The sequence below is a fragment of the Microbacterium sp. X-17 genome (assembly GCF_039615055.1).
In genome coordinates this window covers 1,137,123-1,153,219 of the sequence record NZ_JBDHNI010000002.1, presented here as the reverse complement: position 1 = coordinate 1,153,219, position 16,097 = coordinate 1,137,123, and the positions used below count along the sequence as shown (strand labels likewise).

General features: G+C 72.6%; 14 protein-coding genes and 2 tRNA genes. 4 read left to right on the top strand and 12 right to left on the bottom strand.

Annotated elements, in window-relative coordinates; translation table 11 throughout:
- Window positions 1-42 precede the first annotated feature (42 nt).
- The 5 genes from ABCS02_RS14055 to serS all read right to left on the bottom strand — a co-directional run bounded on the left by ABCS02_RS14055 (window position 43) and on the right by serS (window position 3,915).
- A tRNA-Ser gene (locus tag ABCS02_RS14055) sits at window positions 43-134 on the bottom strand.
- A 53-nt stretch (window positions 135-187) separates the two neighbouring features.
- Entirely contained in the window at window positions 188-1,384 is a 1,197-nt protein-coding gene (locus ABCS02_RS14050; RefSeq protein ID WP_345836266.1) for an LCP family protein, read from the bottom strand.
- Window positions 1,385-1,513: 129 nt separating this feature from the next.
- Window positions 1,514-1,598, bottom strand: a tRNA-Ser gene (locus tag ABCS02_RS14045).
- Between the two features lie 122 nt (window positions 1,599-1,720).
- The gene (locus tag ABCS02_RS14040) at window positions 1,721-2,650 is read right to left on the bottom strand and encodes an HAD hydrolase family protein (protein ID WP_345836265.1); all 930 of its coding nucleotides are present in this window, start codon (window positions 2,648-2,650) and stop codon (window positions 1,721-1,723) included.
- Window positions 2,647-3,915, bottom strand: coding sequence for a serine--tRNA ligase (gene serS / locus ABCS02_RS14035; protein ID WP_345836264.1), 1,269 nt, complete (start codon window positions 3,913-3,915; stop codon window positions 2,647-2,649). The genes ABCS02_RS14040 and serS overlap by 4 nt, the downstream gene beginning before the upstream one ends.
- A gap of 95 nt (window positions 3,916-4,010) precedes the next feature.
- Between serS and ABCS02_RS14030 the strand changes: the two genes are divergently transcribed.
- Complete coding sequence (locus ABCS02_RS14030) at window positions 4,011-5,024, top strand: diacylglycerol kinase family protein (RefSeq protein WP_345836263.1); 1,014 nt, start codon at window positions 4,011-4,013, stop codon at window positions 5,022-5,024.
- 15 nt (window positions 5,025-5,039) lie between these two features.
- Here ABCS02_RS14030 and ABCS02_RS14025 read toward each other — a convergent pair whose 3' ends face one another.
- Entirely contained in the window at window positions 5,040-6,263 is a 1,224-nt protein-coding gene (locus ABCS02_RS14025) for a serine hydrolase domain-containing protein (protein ID WP_345836262.1), read from the bottom strand.
- A 110-nt stretch (window positions 6,264-6,373) separates the two neighbouring features.
- Between ABCS02_RS14025 and ABCS02_RS14020 the strand changes: the two genes are divergently transcribed.
- Window positions 6,374-7,441, top strand: a complete 1,068-nt coding sequence (locus tag ABCS02_RS14020; RefSeq protein ID WP_345836261.1) for an LLM class flavin-dependent oxidoreductase — start codon at window positions 6,374-6,376, stop codon at window positions 7,439-7,441.
- A gap of 116 nt (window positions 7,442-7,557) precedes the next feature.
- On the opposite strand, the gene pheA is transcribed toward ABCS02_RS14020, so the two are convergent.
- Genes pheA through ABCS02_RS13995 form a run of 5 tightly spaced genes read right to left on the bottom strand, consistent with a single transcriptional unit; the run spans window position 7,558 to window position 12,253 of the window.
- Complete coding sequence (pheA, locus tag ABCS02_RS14015; protein WP_345836260.1) at window positions 7,558-8,517, bottom strand: prephenate dehydratase; 960 nt, start codon at window positions 8,515-8,517, stop codon at window positions 7,558-7,560.
- Window positions 8,518-8,527: 10 nt separating this feature from the next.
- Window positions 8,528-9,133, bottom strand: a complete 606-nt coding sequence (locus ABCS02_RS14010; protein ID WP_345836259.1) for a hypothetical protein — start codon at window positions 9,131-9,133, stop codon at window positions 8,528-8,530.
- Window positions 9,130-9,459: a hypothetical protein gene (locus ABCS02_RS14005; RefSeq protein ID WP_345836258.1), complete on the bottom strand. Its 330-nt coding sequence runs from the start codon at window positions 9,457-9,459 to the stop codon at window positions 9,130-9,132. Before ABCS02_RS14005 ends, ABCS02_RS14010 begins: the two co-directional genes overlap by 4 nt.
- A gap of 24 nt (window positions 9,460-9,483) precedes the next feature.
- Window positions 9,484-11,598 carry an ATP-binding protein gene (locus tag ABCS02_RS14000; RefSeq protein ID WP_345836257.1) on the bottom strand — a complete coding sequence of 705 codons (2,115 nt, stop codon included), beginning with the start codon at window positions 11,596-11,598 and terminating at the stop codon, window positions 9,484-9,486.
- A 1-nt stretch (window position 11,599) separates the two neighbouring features.
- Window positions 11,600-12,253 (bottom strand): response regulator transcription factor, encoded by a 654-nt coding sequence (locus tag ABCS02_RS13995; protein WP_345836256.1) that lies wholly within the window; start codon window positions 12,251-12,253, stop codon window positions 11,600-11,602.
- Window positions 12,254-12,335: 82 nt separating this feature from the next.
- On the opposite strand from ABCS02_RS13995, the gene pgm reads away from it, so the two are divergent.
- Together pgm and galE are read left to right on the top strand one after the other, a co-directional pair.
- A complete protein-coding gene (pgm, locus tag ABCS02_RS13990; RefSeq protein WP_345836255.1) occupies window positions 12,336-13,976 on the top strand; it encodes a phosphoglucomutase (alpha-D-glucose-1,6-bisphosphate-dependent) in 1,641 nt (546 codons plus the stop codon).
- Between the two features lie 17 nt (window positions 13,977-13,993).
- Window positions 13,994-14,971: a UDP-glucose 4-epimerase GalE gene (gene galE, locus ABCS02_RS13985; protein WP_345836254.1), complete on the top strand. Its 978-nt coding sequence runs from the start codon at window positions 13,994-13,996 to the stop codon at window positions 14,969-14,971.
- Window positions 14,972-15,058: 87 nt separating this feature from the next.
- Here galE and ABCS02_RS13980 read toward each other — a convergent pair whose 3' ends face one another.
- The gene (locus ABCS02_RS13980) at window positions 15,059-16,054 is read right to left on the bottom strand and encodes a LacI family DNA-binding transcriptional regulator (protein WP_345836253.1); all 996 of its coding nucleotides are present in this window, start codon (window positions 16,052-16,054) and stop codon (window positions 15,059-15,061) included.
- Window positions 16,055-16,097: the final 43 nt, after the last annotated feature.

The window sequence follows — 16,097 nt, the reverse complement described above, 5'->3', positions numbered from 1 at the left end:
CGCGAAAGCTCTCGTTTTCGCGGGGTCAGAACAAAACACCAATGGCGGAGACGGAGGGATTTGAACCCTCGGTCCCCATAAGGGGACTCCACCTTAGCAGGGTGGTGCACTAGGCCTGACTATGCGACGTCTCCTCGTATCCGGGCGCTCGGCGCCGGACACGCTCGTCCATGATAGCCGCTCGGAACTAGCGACTGTTGCCGTTCGAGCAGGTCTGCTGCGCAGCCGTCGAACCAGAGATGGACGAGGGCAGGACCGCCGCCGACTGGGTCGGCGCCGGGGTGGCGGAGCCGTCCGGCGCGGGGGTGGCGCTGTCGGCCGGGGTGGGCGCGTCGGTGGGCGTCACCTCGACCACGCCGCCGTTCATCGCGGCGTTGCCCGTGATCTGCAGGGGCTGGTTCGCGGCCAGCGCCGCCAGCAGCGTCGCCGCGGCATCCTTGTTCGGTGCGACCTTGTTCGGGTTGGGCGCGTACTCCGTCGTCGGGTACTGGATGAACGCGATGTCGCTGAACGGGACGCTCTTCACCGCGAGCGCGATCTGCACGAGCGTCAGCGGGTTCGTGAGGCTCTGGCTCGGCGTGATGTTGTCCACCGCGGTCGTCGCGAGCTTGAAGAGCGTCGTGGGGTTGGACAGGACGTCCTCGCTGACGAGCTTCCGCGCGAGCCGCGACATGTACTGCTGCTGGTTCGAGATGCGCGCCAGGTCGCTGCCGTCACCGACGCCGTGGCGGGTGCGCAGGAACTCCAGCGCCTCGATCCCCTGCAACGTGTGCATCCCGGGCCCGAGATCGAGGCCCGTGTTCGTCGGGTCGTAGATCCGGTTCGCGACGCAGACGTCGACGCCGCCGATCGCGTTCGTGATCTGCATCACGCCGCCCCACGTGATCTTCGCCGCGTAGGGGATGTTGAGGCCGGTCAGCTGCGAGATCGTCTTCACGACGCAGTTCAGGCCGCCGTCGTCGTACGACACGTTGAGCGGCTGCAGGCTCATCGCGGACGCCGTCGAGCCGTCGTCGCGCGTGCAGGCCGGGATCGGTACCATCATGTCGCGCGGGAACGAGATGACCGTCACGCGCCGCGGGCTGTCCGAGATGTGGACGAGCATGTTGACGTCGTTGTTGACGGTGTCGGCATCGGGGCCGTCGCAGCGACCCGGGAAATACTGTTTGTAGGCGGGTTCGCACTCGTCCGTGCCAGTGATGAAGAGGTTGACGCCCCCCTCGATCTGCCCGATGTCGGGAGGCACCTGGTCCTGCCCCTCGAGCGCGACCGCCTTGTCCACCACGGTCTGTGCGAGGCTCCACGCCGTGAACCCGACGACGCCGATCGTCGCGACCAGCACGACTGCGAGGCCGACGCCGATCAGCTTGAAGACCTGCGCCACGGGCCGCGGCGACGTGAGCCGCCCGTGCCGCGCAACCGTGCCGCGTCGCCGGGAAGGCTTGCTCGTCTGACTCAATGGGGTCCTCTCGGGCTTCGAGCGGCCGATATCCGCCCGGGCCTCACCATCTTGCGGAGGGTGTGGGATTCGAACCCACGGGACATCGCTGCCCACTGGTTTTCAAGACCAGCTCCATCGGCCGCTCGGACAACCCTCCCGGTGGATGACGCACGCCATCCGCCGAACCGGCGTCGAGTCTAGCCGACAGGCCCACGCGCAATTCTTCCGACCGATGCTGTGCGGGTGCTGAGCGCCGCGCCGAACCGATTCCGAGGCTGATCAGGCCCCGCGCTCCCGGTCGAGGGCGCGGAGGACGGCGGCGACGCCGCCTTCCTCCACCGTCAACGTGACCTCGTCAGCGGCGTCGTGGACCTCGCGAGGGCCCTGGGCCATGGCGATCGCGCGCCCGCCGTGGCGGCGCGCCCACGCGAACATGCCCAGGTCGTTGCGGCCGTCGCCCATCACGAGCACGCGGGCGGGATCGATGCCGAGCCACTCCCGCACGAGCTCCAGAGCGCTGCCCTTGTCGACGCCCTGCGGCGCGATGTCGAGCCACGCGGTCCAGCCGACCGCGTACGAGACCTGGTTCAGGCCGATCCGCCCCACGAGGTCGAGGAAGTCGTACTCGCTGCGCTCCGGCGCGACCACCACGACGCGCGAGACCGGCTGATGCGCGAGCTCGTCGAACTCGACCCGCGCCGCGAGGTGCAGGTTCCAGTCGTCGAGATAGTCGGTGTACAGGCGCCGGCCGTCCGGCAGCTCCACGAGGAAGCGGGCATCGGGGAGGTGCCCGCGCAGCAGCTCCAGCACCTCGCTCGCGTCGAACGTCTCGGTGTGGAAGCGCTCGTAGTGCGTCGGATCCATGTCGTCGCGCCGCATGACGACGGCACCGTTCGAGCACACCGCGTACTCCGGCGCGATGTCGAGCACGCGCATGACCCCGACCGTCGCCTCCCAGCTGCGGCCGGTCGCGAGCATGATCTCGTGCCCTGCGCGCTGCGCCTCCGCGACCGCCTCGACGATGCCCGGACTCAGCGACTCGTCCTCGAGCAGGACCGTGCCGTCGACGTCGAGCACGATCAGGAGCCGGTTCTCGGGATGCCGGTGCGCGACGTCCTCATGCGCCAGCTCCTCGACGATCTCCACGGCCCCGGCGGGCGGCACGACCTCCACGCCGCCGGTCGCGGGAAGCCCCGCCTCGTCGATCACGCCACCGGCTCCAGCACCTCGAGGCCGCCGAGGTACGGGCGCAGCACCTCGGGCACTGCGACCGAGCCGTCGGCGCGCTGGTGCGTCTCGAGGATCGCGACGATCCACCGCGTCGTCGCCAGCGTGCCGTTCAGTGTCGCGACGACCTGGGTGCCCTTCGCGCCCTCGGGACGGTGGCGGATGTCGAGCCGGCGCGCCTGGAACGTCGTGCAGTTGCTCGTGCTCGTGAGCTCGCGGTACGCGTCCTGCGTCGGCACCCACGCCTCGACGTCGTACTTGCGCGCGGCGCTCGAGCCCAGGTCGCCGGCCGCGACGTCGATGACGCGGTAGGCGAGACCGAGGTCCTGCAGCATCCGCTCCTGCATCTCCACGAGGCGTACGTGCTCCGCCTCGGCGTCCTCGGGGGTGGTGTAGACGAACATCTCGAGCTTGTTGAACTGGTGCACGCGGATGATGCCGCGCGTGTCCTTGCCGTACGACCCGGCCTCGCGGCGGTAGCAGGTCGACCAGCCGGCGTACCGCTTCGGCCCGCCCCCGAGGTCGAGGATCTCGCCCATGTGATAGCCCGCGAGCGGCACCTCGCTCGTGCCGACGAGGTAGAGGTCGTCCTCGTCGAGCTTGTACACCTCGGCGGAGTGCTGCCCGAGGAAGCCCGTCCCCTGCATGACCTCCGGGCGCACGAGCGTCGGCGGGATCATCGGGATGAAGCCGGCGTCGAGCGCCCGCTGCAGACCGAGGCTCATGAGCGCGTACTCGAGGCGCGCCCCGGGGCCGGTGAGGAAGTAGAAACGGCTCCCCGAGACCTTGGTTCCGCGCTCCATGTCGATCGCACCCAGGAGCTCGCCGAGCTCGAGGTGGTCGCGCGGCGCGAAGTCGAACGTGGGCGGCTCGCCGTGGGTGCGGAGCGTGACGAAGTCGTGCTCGCCGCCCGCCGGGACGCCGTCGAGCACGATGTTCTCGATCACCGCGAGCGCCGCGGTCGCGGCATCCTCCGCGACCGTGGCCGCGTGCTGCGCGGCCTTGACCCGCTCGGCGAGGTCCTTCGCCTGCGCGACGAGCGCGGCCTTCTCGTCCTTCGGCGCCTGCGCCACGCGCTTGCCGAACGCGTTCTGCTCCGCGCGGAGCTCCTCGAAACGCGTGATCGCCGTACGCCGCACGCGGTCCGCGGCGAGGGCCTCGTCGACCGCCTCCGGGGACTCTCCGCGCGAGAGCTGAGAGCGCTTGACGAGCTCGGGGGCGTCGCGCAGCAGTACCGGATCGATCACCCTCCGAGTCTAGCCAGGCACGGGGTGCGGGCTCCGGCCGTGGCCGCCGCGCGACCGCCGGGGGCGGGCCGGGACGCGGGAACTAGGGTGGACCCATGTCGGACGCCGCATCCACCCGCGCGCAGTCCGCGGACGCGCGGCGAGCGGCCCTCGTCTACAACCCGATCAAGGTGGATCGCCGGCGCCTCCGCGCGCAGGTGACGCACTTCGCGAAGCTCGCCGGATGGCGGCATCCGCTGTTCTTCGAGACGACCCCCGACGACCTCGGCGACGGCGCGACGGCACGGGCGCTCGAGGCAGGTGTCGACGCGATGCTCGTCGCCGGCGGCGACGGCACTGTCCGCGCCGTCGCGCACGCGCTCGCGGGTCGCGGCGTGCCGCTGTCGATCGTGCCGAGCGGCACCGGGAACCTCCTCGCCCGCAACCTCTTCCTGCCGCTCGACGACCCCGAGAAGATGATCCGCGCGACGTTCGAGGGGGAGCTGCGGACGATCGACGTGGGCCTCGCCCGGATCGTCCGCGCGGACGGCTCCACCACGGAGCAGGGCTTCGTCGTGATGGCCGGCATGGGCCTCGACGCGGCGATGATCGCGAACACCCGCCCCGAGCTGAAGAAGGCCGTCGGCTGGGTGGCCTACGTCGACGGCGCGGCCCGCTCGCTCGCCGGTGCGAAGCCGTTCCGCCTGGTGTACCAGATCGACGACCACCGCCTGCACACCTCCAAGGTGCACAGCATGCTGGTGGCGAACTGCGGCGCGCTGCCGGCGGGGATCGCGCTGATCCCGGATGCCTCCGTGACGGACGGCATCCTCGACGTCGCCGTCATCCAGCCGACCGGATGGTTCGGATGGATCGGCGTGTGGCGCAAGGTCTGGTGGGACAACAGCGTGCTTCGCCGCTTCCGCGCGGGGCGCCGGGTCCTCGAGCGCCGGGGCCGGGACACCTCCGTGCACTTCCGGCGCGGTCACCGGGTCGAGATCGCGACCTCCCCCGCCCAGCCGGTCGAGCTCGACGGCGACGAGTTCGGCGAAGCGGTCGAGATGACCTCCCGTGTCCAGGCGGGCGCGCTCCAGGTCTTCGTGCCCGCCGGGCACCGGACCCTCCCCTGAGCGCGCGCCCGAGGGTCAGCCGACGGACTCGATGATGCTGCGGGCGATCGTCGTGGCCGGGTCCTTGCCGTCGCCGGTCGGGGCCAGGTTGGCCCACACGACGAGGGTGACGCCCGTCTTCGGGTTGCTCGCGACGAACGAGTTGTAGCCGGGCAGCTCGCCGGTGTGGCCGTAGTAGCCGCCGAAGTTCGCCAGGGCGAGTCCGTAGGTCGCCGCGTTCGACGGGGCGGTCGGCGAGACCTTCTGGAACTGCGTCCGCTGGGCCTGGTACGCAGGGTCGAGCAGCGTGCCGTTCGCGAGCGCCTTCGCCCAGATCGCGAGGTCGTGCGCCGTGGAGATGCCCGCGCCGGCGGCGTACGCCCACGACGGGTTGTCGAACGTGTGATCGTCGGGCGCGAGCAGGCCGGCGTAGAAGTCCTGCAGCTGCGAGGCATCCAGGGCCGGCGCGTTCAGCGTGCCGACGTTCGTGCCGAACGAGTAGCCGTGCGACAGGGGGCGCGGGAGGTCGGCGTCCGTCGCGACCGGGAAGAGCGTGTCGCTCATCCCGAGCGGGTTGAACAGGCGCTCCTGGAACACGTCGTGGAGAGACTTGTTCTCCAGCTGCTCGATGATCGTGCCGAGGATCGCGGTGTTCGTGTTGGAGTAGTGGTACCCCTGGTCCGGCGCGAAGTACGGCGGCTGCGACAGCCCGACCTTGATGAGCTCCGCGGGGGCCCACACGCGCTGCGGGTTGGCGTCCATCGCCGCCGCGAGACCCGGGTCCTCCGTGTAGTTGTAAAGCCCGCTGCGCATGTCCAGCAGCATCCGGATCGTGATGTTCTCACCGTTCGGGACGTCGGAGCGGAAGCGCGACACCGGGTCGTCGAGCTTCAGCTTCCCCTCCTCGGCGAGCTGAAGGATGACCGTTCCGGTCCACGTCTTCGTGTTGGAGCCGACGCGGATGTGCGTGCCCGCAGCCGGCGGCGTCTCGCCGCCGATCTGGGTCGCGCCGTAGCTCGAGCTGAACTCGCCGTCGGGCGTCTCCAGGAGCAGGAACGCGCCGGGCATGTGCAGATCGGCCGCACCCTGCTGGAAGAGCGCCTCGACCTTCGCGGTCGAGATGCCGGACAGCTCGGTCGGGCTGGGCGCCGGGGCGGCCGCGGCGGAACATCCCGCCGCCACGAGGGCGACGACCGACGCGAGCACGGTCGCGGATGCGAGACGGATGCCGCGGCGGTGCGCGGAGCGGATACGGGTCATCGGGGTCCTCTCCTCATCCGGACGCGCGCAGAGCACCGCTTCCCGGGAACCCTCCGACTCTATCGGCCACCGCGGAATAGCCGCACCGCTCCCGCGGGTTGAACGTCTGCGTGACCGCTTCGCCTCTCGCCCTGTCCGTCCTCGACCTCGTCCCGGTCCGCGCGCGCCAGACGAGCGCGCAGGCCATCGCGGCATCCCTCGACCTCGTGCGCCACGCCGAGCGGCTCGGCATCCACCGCTACTGGTACGCGGAGCACCACAACATGCCCGCCGTCGCCTCGACCGCCCCGCCCGTGCTCATCGCGGCGGCGGCCAGCGTGACCCGCATGATGCGCGTCGGCTCCGGCGGCGTCATGCTTCCGAACCACTCGCCGCTCATCGTGGCCGAGCAGTTCGCGGCGCTGGAGGCGCTCGCACCCGGACGGATCGACCTCGGCATCGGCCGCGCCCCGGGCAGCGACCCGGTCATCTCGCAGCTGCTGCGGCAGTCGGGCACCACGAGCGAGGTGGACCGGTTCCCCGATAACGTGCGCGACATCATCGCGCTCACGAGCCCCGAGGGCGCCTCGGTGCGCGTCCGCTCGCTCGACCCCGAGGGCAGCGTGTACGAGATCCACGCGACGCCGGCCTCGGACGCGTCGCCCGACGTGTGGCTCCTCGGGTCGAGCGACTACTCCGCCCAGCTCGCCGCCACGCTCGGCCTGCCCTACGTGTTCGCGAACCACTTCGCCGGAAGGGGCCTCGGGCGCGCGCTCGACCTCTACCGCGAGCAGTACCGGCCGAGCGCGGCGCATCCCCAGCCGCGCACGTTCCTGACCGCGAACGCCCTCGCGGCGCCGACGGCCGAGGAAGCGGAGGAGCGCGCCCTGCCGCAGCTGCGCGCGATGGTGCGGCTGCGCACGAATCAGCCGCTGCGGCCGCAGGAGACCGTCGAGGACGCCGTCGCCGCGGAGCGCGGCGCGCAGCCGCTCGCCGGGGCGCTCATGGACGAGATGCGCGCGCGCTGGTTCGTCGGCACGGGTGCGGACGTCGCGGCCGGGCTGCGCGAGCTCGCGGCGCGGTTCGATCTCGACGAGGTCATGATCTCGCCGATCGGCGGCGCCTACGCGGGCGAGCCGCTGGATGCCTCCCCTGACCGCGTGCGGACGCTGGAGCTCCTCACCGCCGCCCTCGCCTGACCCAGTACCGGGACTGGGGGTCAGGACTCGAGATTCCCTGATCTCGGAAGGTGCAGGGCGGAGGACGAGGCGGGAGACGGACTCGGGGGTCAGTGACGCGGGTCAGAACTCGAGGGTCAGGACTCGGGGTCGCCGGAGAGGACGCCGCGGAGCCAGTCGCGTGCGTCGACGAAGACGTCGTCGGAGTAGCGGTCGGGGTAGCGCACGATCACGCGGTCGGCGCGCGGGTACGAGCCGAGGAAGGTCACGCGGGGACTGAAGCGGCGCAGGCCCAGGAGCGCGTCCGCCATCCGCTCGTCGTGGATGTGGCCGTCCGCGTCGATCACGAAGCGGTACCGGCCGAGCGCGTCGCCGATGGGCCGCGAGGCCAGCAGGCTGAGGTTGATGCCGCGCGTCTCGAACTGGCTCAGCATCTCCCGGAGCGCGCCCGGGTACTCCTCCGGCAGCTCCACGATGAGCGAGGTCTTGTCCGCGCCGGTCGGCGGCGGCGGCGGCACCGTGCGGCTCACGAGGACGAAGCGCGTGACGGCGTTCGCATTGTCGCCGATGTTCTCGGCGAGCAGCTCGAGGTTGTGGTGCTCGAGGATCGCGGGCGGCGCGATCGCGGCCTCCGCGTTGCTCGTGCCGTCGAGGAGGCCGAGGGCGCTCGCGACGTTGCTGGCGGCCGGCAGGTGGGCGTGCGCGGGGAGCTCGCGACTCAGCCACCGGCTGCACTGCGCGTAGGCGACCGGATGCGCGGCGACGAGCGACACGTCCGCCAGGCGGGTCCCGGGCAGCCCCACGAGGACGAACGTGACCGGCACGAGGTACTCCCCGACGATCCGCAGACCGGGCATCGTCGCGAGCGCGTCCTGCGCCGTCGAGACCCCGCCGTCGACCGAGTTCTCGATCGCGATCATCGCGGCATCCGACCGCCCCTCGACGACGTCGCCGAGCGCCTCGCCCACGTTGTGCACGGGCTTCCAGGCGTGTTCGCGGGCCTCGGGGACCTGCGCGAGCGCCGCCTCGGTGAACGTGCCGGCCGGCCCGAGGTAGCTGTACGTGCGGCGGGCGGGAACGCCGAGGTCGTCAGTCACGGCGAAAAGCCTAGACCTCGTCGGCCCCCTCGCCGCGGCGACGACGGCGGCCGTCGACGATCGCCCGCACGGACATCGTGCCCAGGTAGCCGAACAGCACCACCGCGATCGCCGGCAGAGCCCACATCTGCACGGGACCGGCGAGCAGCCCGCCGACCCAGCCGAGCCCGGGGATCGCGTACCAGAGCACCCCGCTGACGTCGGACACGGGAACGGGCTCCAAGCCCGCCGCGCCGCCGTCGGTGAGGAGCACGACCCCGCCCCGCGCGTCGGTGCTGAGCGCCGCCACCTCACGCGTGTCCACGGTCCCGGCATCAGCCGGGACCGCGACGATGTCGCCCACCGCGATCGCGGCGGACGGATGCACGACCGCGAGTGAGCCGGACGGGACCCCGAGCGCGGAGCTGTTGCCCACCGGGTAGCGGTGACCGCCGGCGACCATCGGCACGACGAGGATCAGGACCGCGACCAGAGCCACGACCCCGAGCGCCCCGAAGAGGGCGCCGCGCCACAGGTACCAGCCGAGCGGACGCGGGTGGATGGGGGTGCGGACCGGGGTGCCGTGCATGTCGTCCGGGCGAGGGTCGATCCCGTCCGGTGATCGGACGACGCTCACCGAGCGGCCGCGCGCCGCCGCTGCAGCGCCGAGACGCCCACGACGAGCGTGCCGCCGACCGCGAGAGCGGCCGCGGTCGCGAGGAAGCTCAGCGGCATGCCGCCGCCGGGGGCGGGCGACACGTCGGTTCGTGCCACCGGGGCGGGATGCGCCGCGGGCGCCGGGGCGGCAGGAACCGCGAATGCCGGCGCGGGCTGCACGATCGTCGAACCGACGTCGGAGCGGATCGACTCCGCCGTCGCCGCGGGGGACGCGAGAAGCGCGGCCGAGGTCATCGCGAGACCCGCCAGGCCTGCGATCAGGATTCTGCGCCGACGCCGATCCATGTCTTCGACGTTAGAACGCCGAGGTCAGGCGATGGAGGTCGGCCGCCCACGGAAATGGGTGGTTTCGCCGTCGGCGGTCAGCGTCGCGAGGGCGGGGCGGCCGGGCGGCAGCGCGCGGCCGACGACGCTCTGGCCTGCGGCGTCCACGAGCGGAGCCATCCAGCGGGCGATGTCGTCGGTCACCGCGTCGGATGCCGTGCCGTCGCTGTCGTCGAGCAGCACGACATCGACGCCGCGCTCGCGCGCCGCGCGCGCCGCCGACACGAGCGGCTCACGCGCGAGCACGCCGGCGCGGACTTCGTCCCGCAGTTCGCCCTCGATCCGGAGGCGGGCGCGACGGTCCCCGTCGGTGAGCGGCCCCGTGCCGTCGAGACGGTCGAGGAGCGGAAGCACCTGCGCCCGCAGCCGTGCGCCGCGGGCCGCGAGCTCCGCGCGGGCCGCGGCATCCCACGCCCGGCGGCCGGATTCGACGACCGCCGCGCTGTGCAGCGCGCCCGCGCGCCGACGCATGCGGCCCACGACGACGTGGAGGATCACGGCGAGACCGACCATCAGCAGCGGACGCGTCAGCACGTGGCCGATGGTGTCCACCGGCCCGTCCTGAACGATCGCCAGCACCACGATCCCCACGGCGACGGCGAGCTGCGCGGTCACGGCGACGGCCGGACGCCCGAGCAGCGCGAGGCCCACGAACAGGAACGCGGCCGCCCCGACGAACCACAGGTCGCCGAACGTGTACGGCACGATCCACGTCGCCACGAGCACGACGAGCGCTGTGGCGAGGCCGATGATCCACGCGTTCCGGGCCGAAAGCCGGGGTCGCGCCGCACGGCGCAGGGCCTCGCCGAACAGGAGCAGCAGCACGAGCACGACGGGCGGCAGCCACGACGACGACGTGATCCCGGCCGCGAGCGCGGCGAGCCCCTGGCCGATCACGAACACGGCGGCGATCACGACGATCGCGGTCCGCGGCGAGCGCGACGCGATGTCGGGCTCCGCCGCCACGGGCCGCTCCCAGCGCAGCGCGACGCGCGTCCCGAGGCCCGGCGCGGACACGACGTCCGCGTCGCCGCCCGGCACGTCGCGCATGCGCCGGAGGATGCTGGTCGTGACCCCGAGCCGGTCCGCGGCGACGCCGCCGAGATCGAACCCGCGGCCGTCGTCGACGACCTCGACCTCGATCTCGGTCGCGCCCGCGCGCAGCCGCACGCCGCGCTGCACCGTGCCGTCGCCGGCGTGGCGGACGCTGTTGTCGAGCGCCTGCCGCGTGGCCGCGAGAAGCGCCTCCGCCGCGACGGGCGTCGGCTCGGTCTCCTCCTCGACGGACGCCCAGAACCGCGCACCGTACTCGCGGGCGATCCGCGCGAGGGCGATCCGCAGGGGCTCCGCCGTGGCAGCGTTCTCGCGCTCGACCTCGCTCAGGAGCCGGGTGGCGCGCGCGGACTGGCGGGCGAGCGCATCCCGCGGGATCGGCAGGTCGGATGCCGCGAGCGTGAGAGTGGCGAGCACCTCATCATGCACGAGCGCGGCCGCCCGGGTGCGGGCGGACAGGCGCCCGCGCTCCGCGGCGGCGAGCGCCGCCTCCGCGGCGGCCGTCTCCTTCGCATGGTCGAGGCCCCGGCTGACCGAGAAGAGGAAGGCGCCGAGCGTGCACACCACAACGGCGGACAGCACGCTCTGCGTGTCGTTCACGAGCCCGTCGAGGTCGAGCCCGCCGAACATGAGCCGGTAGAGGAGCGCGGACCCCGCGCCGAACACGATCGTGGCGGTCGCAAGCAGCGGACCCCCGGCGAGCAGGGCGACGGCAGCGGCGACCCCCATGGTCGACAGCATCCACGGGATCCGCCCCACGCCCCCGACCGCGAACGCGGCCGGCGGAAACGCGGCGACGAAGACGACGTAGCCGGCGACGCCGATCGACGCCCCGATCCGCAGGCCCCGCGCGCTCAGCCACGGCGCCAGGAGCCCCCACGCCACGATGATGCCCACGACCCCCAGGACGATGCCCGCGTACCAGCCAGGGAGCGTCCGGTCGGCGGGTCGCAGGATGACGAGCGGCACGACGATGACGATGAGGACCGCCAGCACCGCGGTCGCCAGTGCTACCACGCGCCGGCTCGCGAGCTCGGTCGCGCCCACGTCAGCCCCGGCCGGGCGCGGGCAGATAGCCGTCCTCGATGCCGCGCTGGTAGAGCTCGACCTTCGTCGCGGCGGGTCGGCCGATCTGCTGATAGATGTGCCGGATGCGGCGCAGGTGGTCGTCGATCGTGTTGTCGCTCACGTACAGCTGCGTCGCGACCTGCTTGACGCCCAGGCCCGAGGCGTAGAGCGAGAGGACCTCGCGCTCGCGGTCCGTCAGCGGCGCCGCGTCCAGGAGCGGATCCGTGTCGAGCGCCGACGCCCACTCCGTGCTGAGGGCCGGCTCCCCGCGCGAGACCGCGATGAGCGCCTCGCGGAGCGAGGCGAGCGGCGCGGACTTCCGGACGATGCCGAGCGCGGCCGTGCGGGACGCCTCGCGGACGAGATAGGGGTCCTCCGCGGACGTCAGCACGAGCACCTCGGCACCCCAGTCGCGGATGGCCGCCACGTTCTCCGCCGGCGTCGTGCCGTCGCGGAGGTTGAGGTCGAGCACGACGACATCCGCGTCGCGGCCCCGGTCCACGAGCGCCGCGACGGTGGCGACGTGGCGGGTGAACTCCATCCAGGGGAGGTCGTCGGCGATGCTGCGCACGGCGAACCCCACGAGCTCGTGGTCATCGACCATCGCGATACGAACAGCCTCCGCGCTCCCCATGGAGCCGAGTATGGCGCACGGGCGGCCCGCATGGGTGGAAAGCGGGGATGCCGCCGCCGAACCGGCACGGCAGACTGGACGCATGGACCCTCGCGCAGGACAGCCCGCCGAAGCATCCGACCTCATCGACGTGGACGCCGTCATCGCCGCGTACTACGACCTCGCCCCCGATCCGTCCGTCCCTGCACAGCGCGTCGTGTTCGGCACGAGCGGCCACCGCGGCTCCTCCCTGACGACGAGCTTCAACGAGAACCACATCCTCGCCACGACGCAGGCGATCGTCGACTACCGCACCGCACAGGGCATCGCGGGGCCGCTGTTCCTCGGCCGCGACACGCACGCCCTCTCCCTCCCCGCCGAGCGCAGCGCGATCGAGGTCCTGGTCGCGAACGGCGTGGACGTGCGGGTCGACGCCCGCGACTCCTGGGTGCCGACGCCCTCGCTGAGCCACGCGATCCTCACGGCGAACCGCGGCCGTGGGCAGGACGACCCCGGCCGCGCCGACGGGATCGTCGTCACGCCCTCGCACAACCCGCCCGCCGACGGCGGCTTCAAGTACAACCCGCCGCACGGCGGCCCGGCCGACACCGACGCGACCGGATGGATCGCGAACCGCGCGAACGAGCTCATCGCGGCGGGTCTCACCGGGGTCCGGCGCACGCGGTACGCCGACCTCGACGGCGACGCTCTCGGCCAGTACGACTTCCGCGACGCGTACGTCCGCGACCTCGGCTCGATCGTCGACCTCGACGCGATCCGCTCGGCGGGCGTGCGGATCGGCGCCGACCCGCTGGGCGGGGCATCCGTCGAGTACTGGGCCCTCATCGGCGAGGTCTACGGCATCGACCTCACCGTCGTGAACCCGGACGTCGACCCCGCGTGGCGGTTCATGACGCTCGACTGGGACGGCAAGATCCGGATGGATCCGTCCTCGCCGTCCGCGATGGCCGCGCTCGTCGCGCGCCGCCACGAGTATGACCTTCTCACGGGCAACGACGCGGACGCCGACCGGCACGGGATCGTGACCCCCGACGGCGGGCTCATGAACCCGAACCACTACCTCGCGGTCGCGATCGACTACCTCTTCTCGCACCGCGAGGGATGGCCGACGGATGCCGCGGTGGGCAAGACCCTCGTCTCCTCGGCCATCATCGACCGCGTCACCGCCGCCCTCGGCCGGACGCTGCTCGAGGTGCCGGTCGGGTTCAAGTGGTTCGTGCCGGGGCTCCTCGACGGCTCCGTCGCGTTCGGCGGCGAGGAGTCCGCCGGCGCCTCGTTCCTCCGCCGCGACGGCTCGGTGTGGACGACCGACAAGGACGGCATCATCCTGTGCCTGCTCGCCGCGGAGATCCTCGCCGTGACCGGCAAGACGCCGTCGCAGCGCTACGCGGAGCTGGAGGCCGAGCACGGGGTGTCGCATTACCAGCGCGTCGACGCCCCCGCCTCGCGGGAGCAGAAGGCCGCCCTCGCGAAGCTCTCGCCCGACGCGGTGACCGCGACGACGCTGGCCGACGAGCCCATCATCGCGAAGCTCTCGCACGCGCCCGGCAACGGCGCGGCGATCGGCGGGCTCAAGGTCGTGACCGAGCACGCGTGGTTCGCGGCCCGACCCTCGGGCACGGAGGACGTGTACAAGCTGTACGCCGAGTCGTTCGTGGGCGAGGAGCACCTCCGCCGCGTGCAGGACGAAGCCCGCGCGGTGGTGTCGGCCGCGCTGGGCTGACCGGGCAGGATGGTTCCATGACCTGGTTGGTGACCGGCGGCGCCGGCTACATCGGTGCCCACGTGGTGCGGGCCCTCGCCGAGAACGGCATCCCTCCCGTCGTGATCGACGACATGTCGAGCGGGCACGCCGCGTTCGTCCCGGCGGGCGTGCCGTTCGTGCGCGGCTCGATCCTCGACTTCGCGCTCGTCGAGCAGACGCTGCGGGAGCACGCGATCGAGGGCGTCATCCACGTCGCGGGCTACAAGTACGCGGGCGTCTCCGTGCGCCGGCCCCTGCACACGTACGCGCAGAACGTCGAGGGCACGCGCATCGTGCTCGAGGCGATGGCCGCGACCGGCGTCGCGAACCTCGTGTTCTCGTCGAGCGCGGCGGTGTACGGGACGCCGGACGTCCCGCTCGTGACCGAGGACCTGCCGAAGCGGCCCGCGTCGCCCTACGGCGAGTCGAAGCTCATCGGCGAGTGGCTCATCCGCGACCAGGGGGTGGCGACGGCGGAGTCGCCGCAGCCGCTGCGCCACACCTCGCTGCGGTACTTCAACGTGGTCGGCTCGGGGTATCTGGACGTGTACGACTCGAGCCCCCACAACCTCTTCCCGCTCGTGTTCGAGGCGCTCATCGAGGGCCGGACGCCGAAGATCTTCGGCGACGACTACGACACCCCGGACGGGACGAACGTGCGCGACTACGTCCACGTCGCCGACATCGCGGCCGCCCACGTCGCCGCCGCGCGGCTGCTGGCATCCGGCTCGCCCATCGAGGCGGCCTACAACCTCGGCTCGCAGAACGGGCTGTCGGTCCGCAAGATCATGGACGCGATGGCGCGCGTCACCGGGATCGACTTCACACCCGAGATCGCGCCGCGCCGTCCCGGGGATCCGGACCGGATCGTCGCGACCGGCGACCTCGCCGCCCGCGACCTCGACTGGCGGATGCGCTACTCGGTGGACGAGATGGTCCGCACCGGCTGGGAGGCCCGCCGCAACGCCGGCTGACCCCGGCGTCGAGCCGCTCCTGTGTCACCTGCGCACGGTTGTCGGCCGGCCCGGCTGTGCGGGAGTGACACCGGAGTGGCTCGGGGCTCAGCCCAGCACGGGGCGGTGGGCGACGGGGGCCGTGCTGGCACGGACCGCGAGGATGGCGGGGACCACGATCCGCTCCGGCATCGGCACGCCGTCCTCGATCTCGGCGACCAGGGCGGCCACCGCCCGCTCGGCGAGCACGTCGAAGTACTGCCGGACTGTCGTGAGCGGCGGCTGGTAGTGCGACGCGTCGTCGAGGTCGTCGAACCCGATGACGCTCACGTCCTCCGGCACGCGGCGCCCCGCCTCGGCGAGCCCCCGGAGCGCCCCGAGGGCCATCTGGTCGTTCGCGCAGAAGATCGCCGTCGCCTCGCGGAGCTCGCTCGCGGCGGCATAGCCGGATGACGCGGTCCACTCGCCGCGGACCACCGCGGGATCCACGATCCCGGCGGCGTGCAGCGCCGCCCGCCAGCCCTCCTCCCGGGCGCGGGCCGTGTGCGACGCGGCCGGACCGCCCAGGTGCCACACCGTCGCGTGGCCGAGCTCGAGCAGGTACTCGGTCGCGGCGCGGGCGCCGGCGAGGTGGTCGGTCTCGAGCGAGGTCATGCCCGGCATCGGCGCGGCGTCGACCCCCACGACGCGCGCGCCCCGCGGCAGGATCACGTTCGAGAGCGACGGCGACGCCTCGTTCAGCACGATGACGCCGTCGACGCCCTGGTCCTCGAGCCGCTCGAACGCCCGACCCAGGCCCTCCTGCCCGATCGTGACGACCGTGAGCGCGTACCCCCGGGCCCCGGTCGACTCGGCGATGGCTTCCAGCATCCGCGAGTTCTCCGCTGCGGCGAGCGTCGCGACGACGAGCCCGATCGTCTGCGTACGACCGGTGCGGAGCGCACGCGCGGCGCGGTTGGGGCGGTAGCCGATCTCGGCCATCGCGGCCTCGACGCGGGCGCGCGTGGAATCGAGCACCCGCGGACTGCCGTTCACGACGCGCGAGACCGTCTGCCCGGAGACCCCCGCCCGCGCCGCGACGTCCGCAATGGATACCCGCCGCATGACCCGCCTCCCCCTCCCAGGCCCCCCGCCCGAGATGTTGACG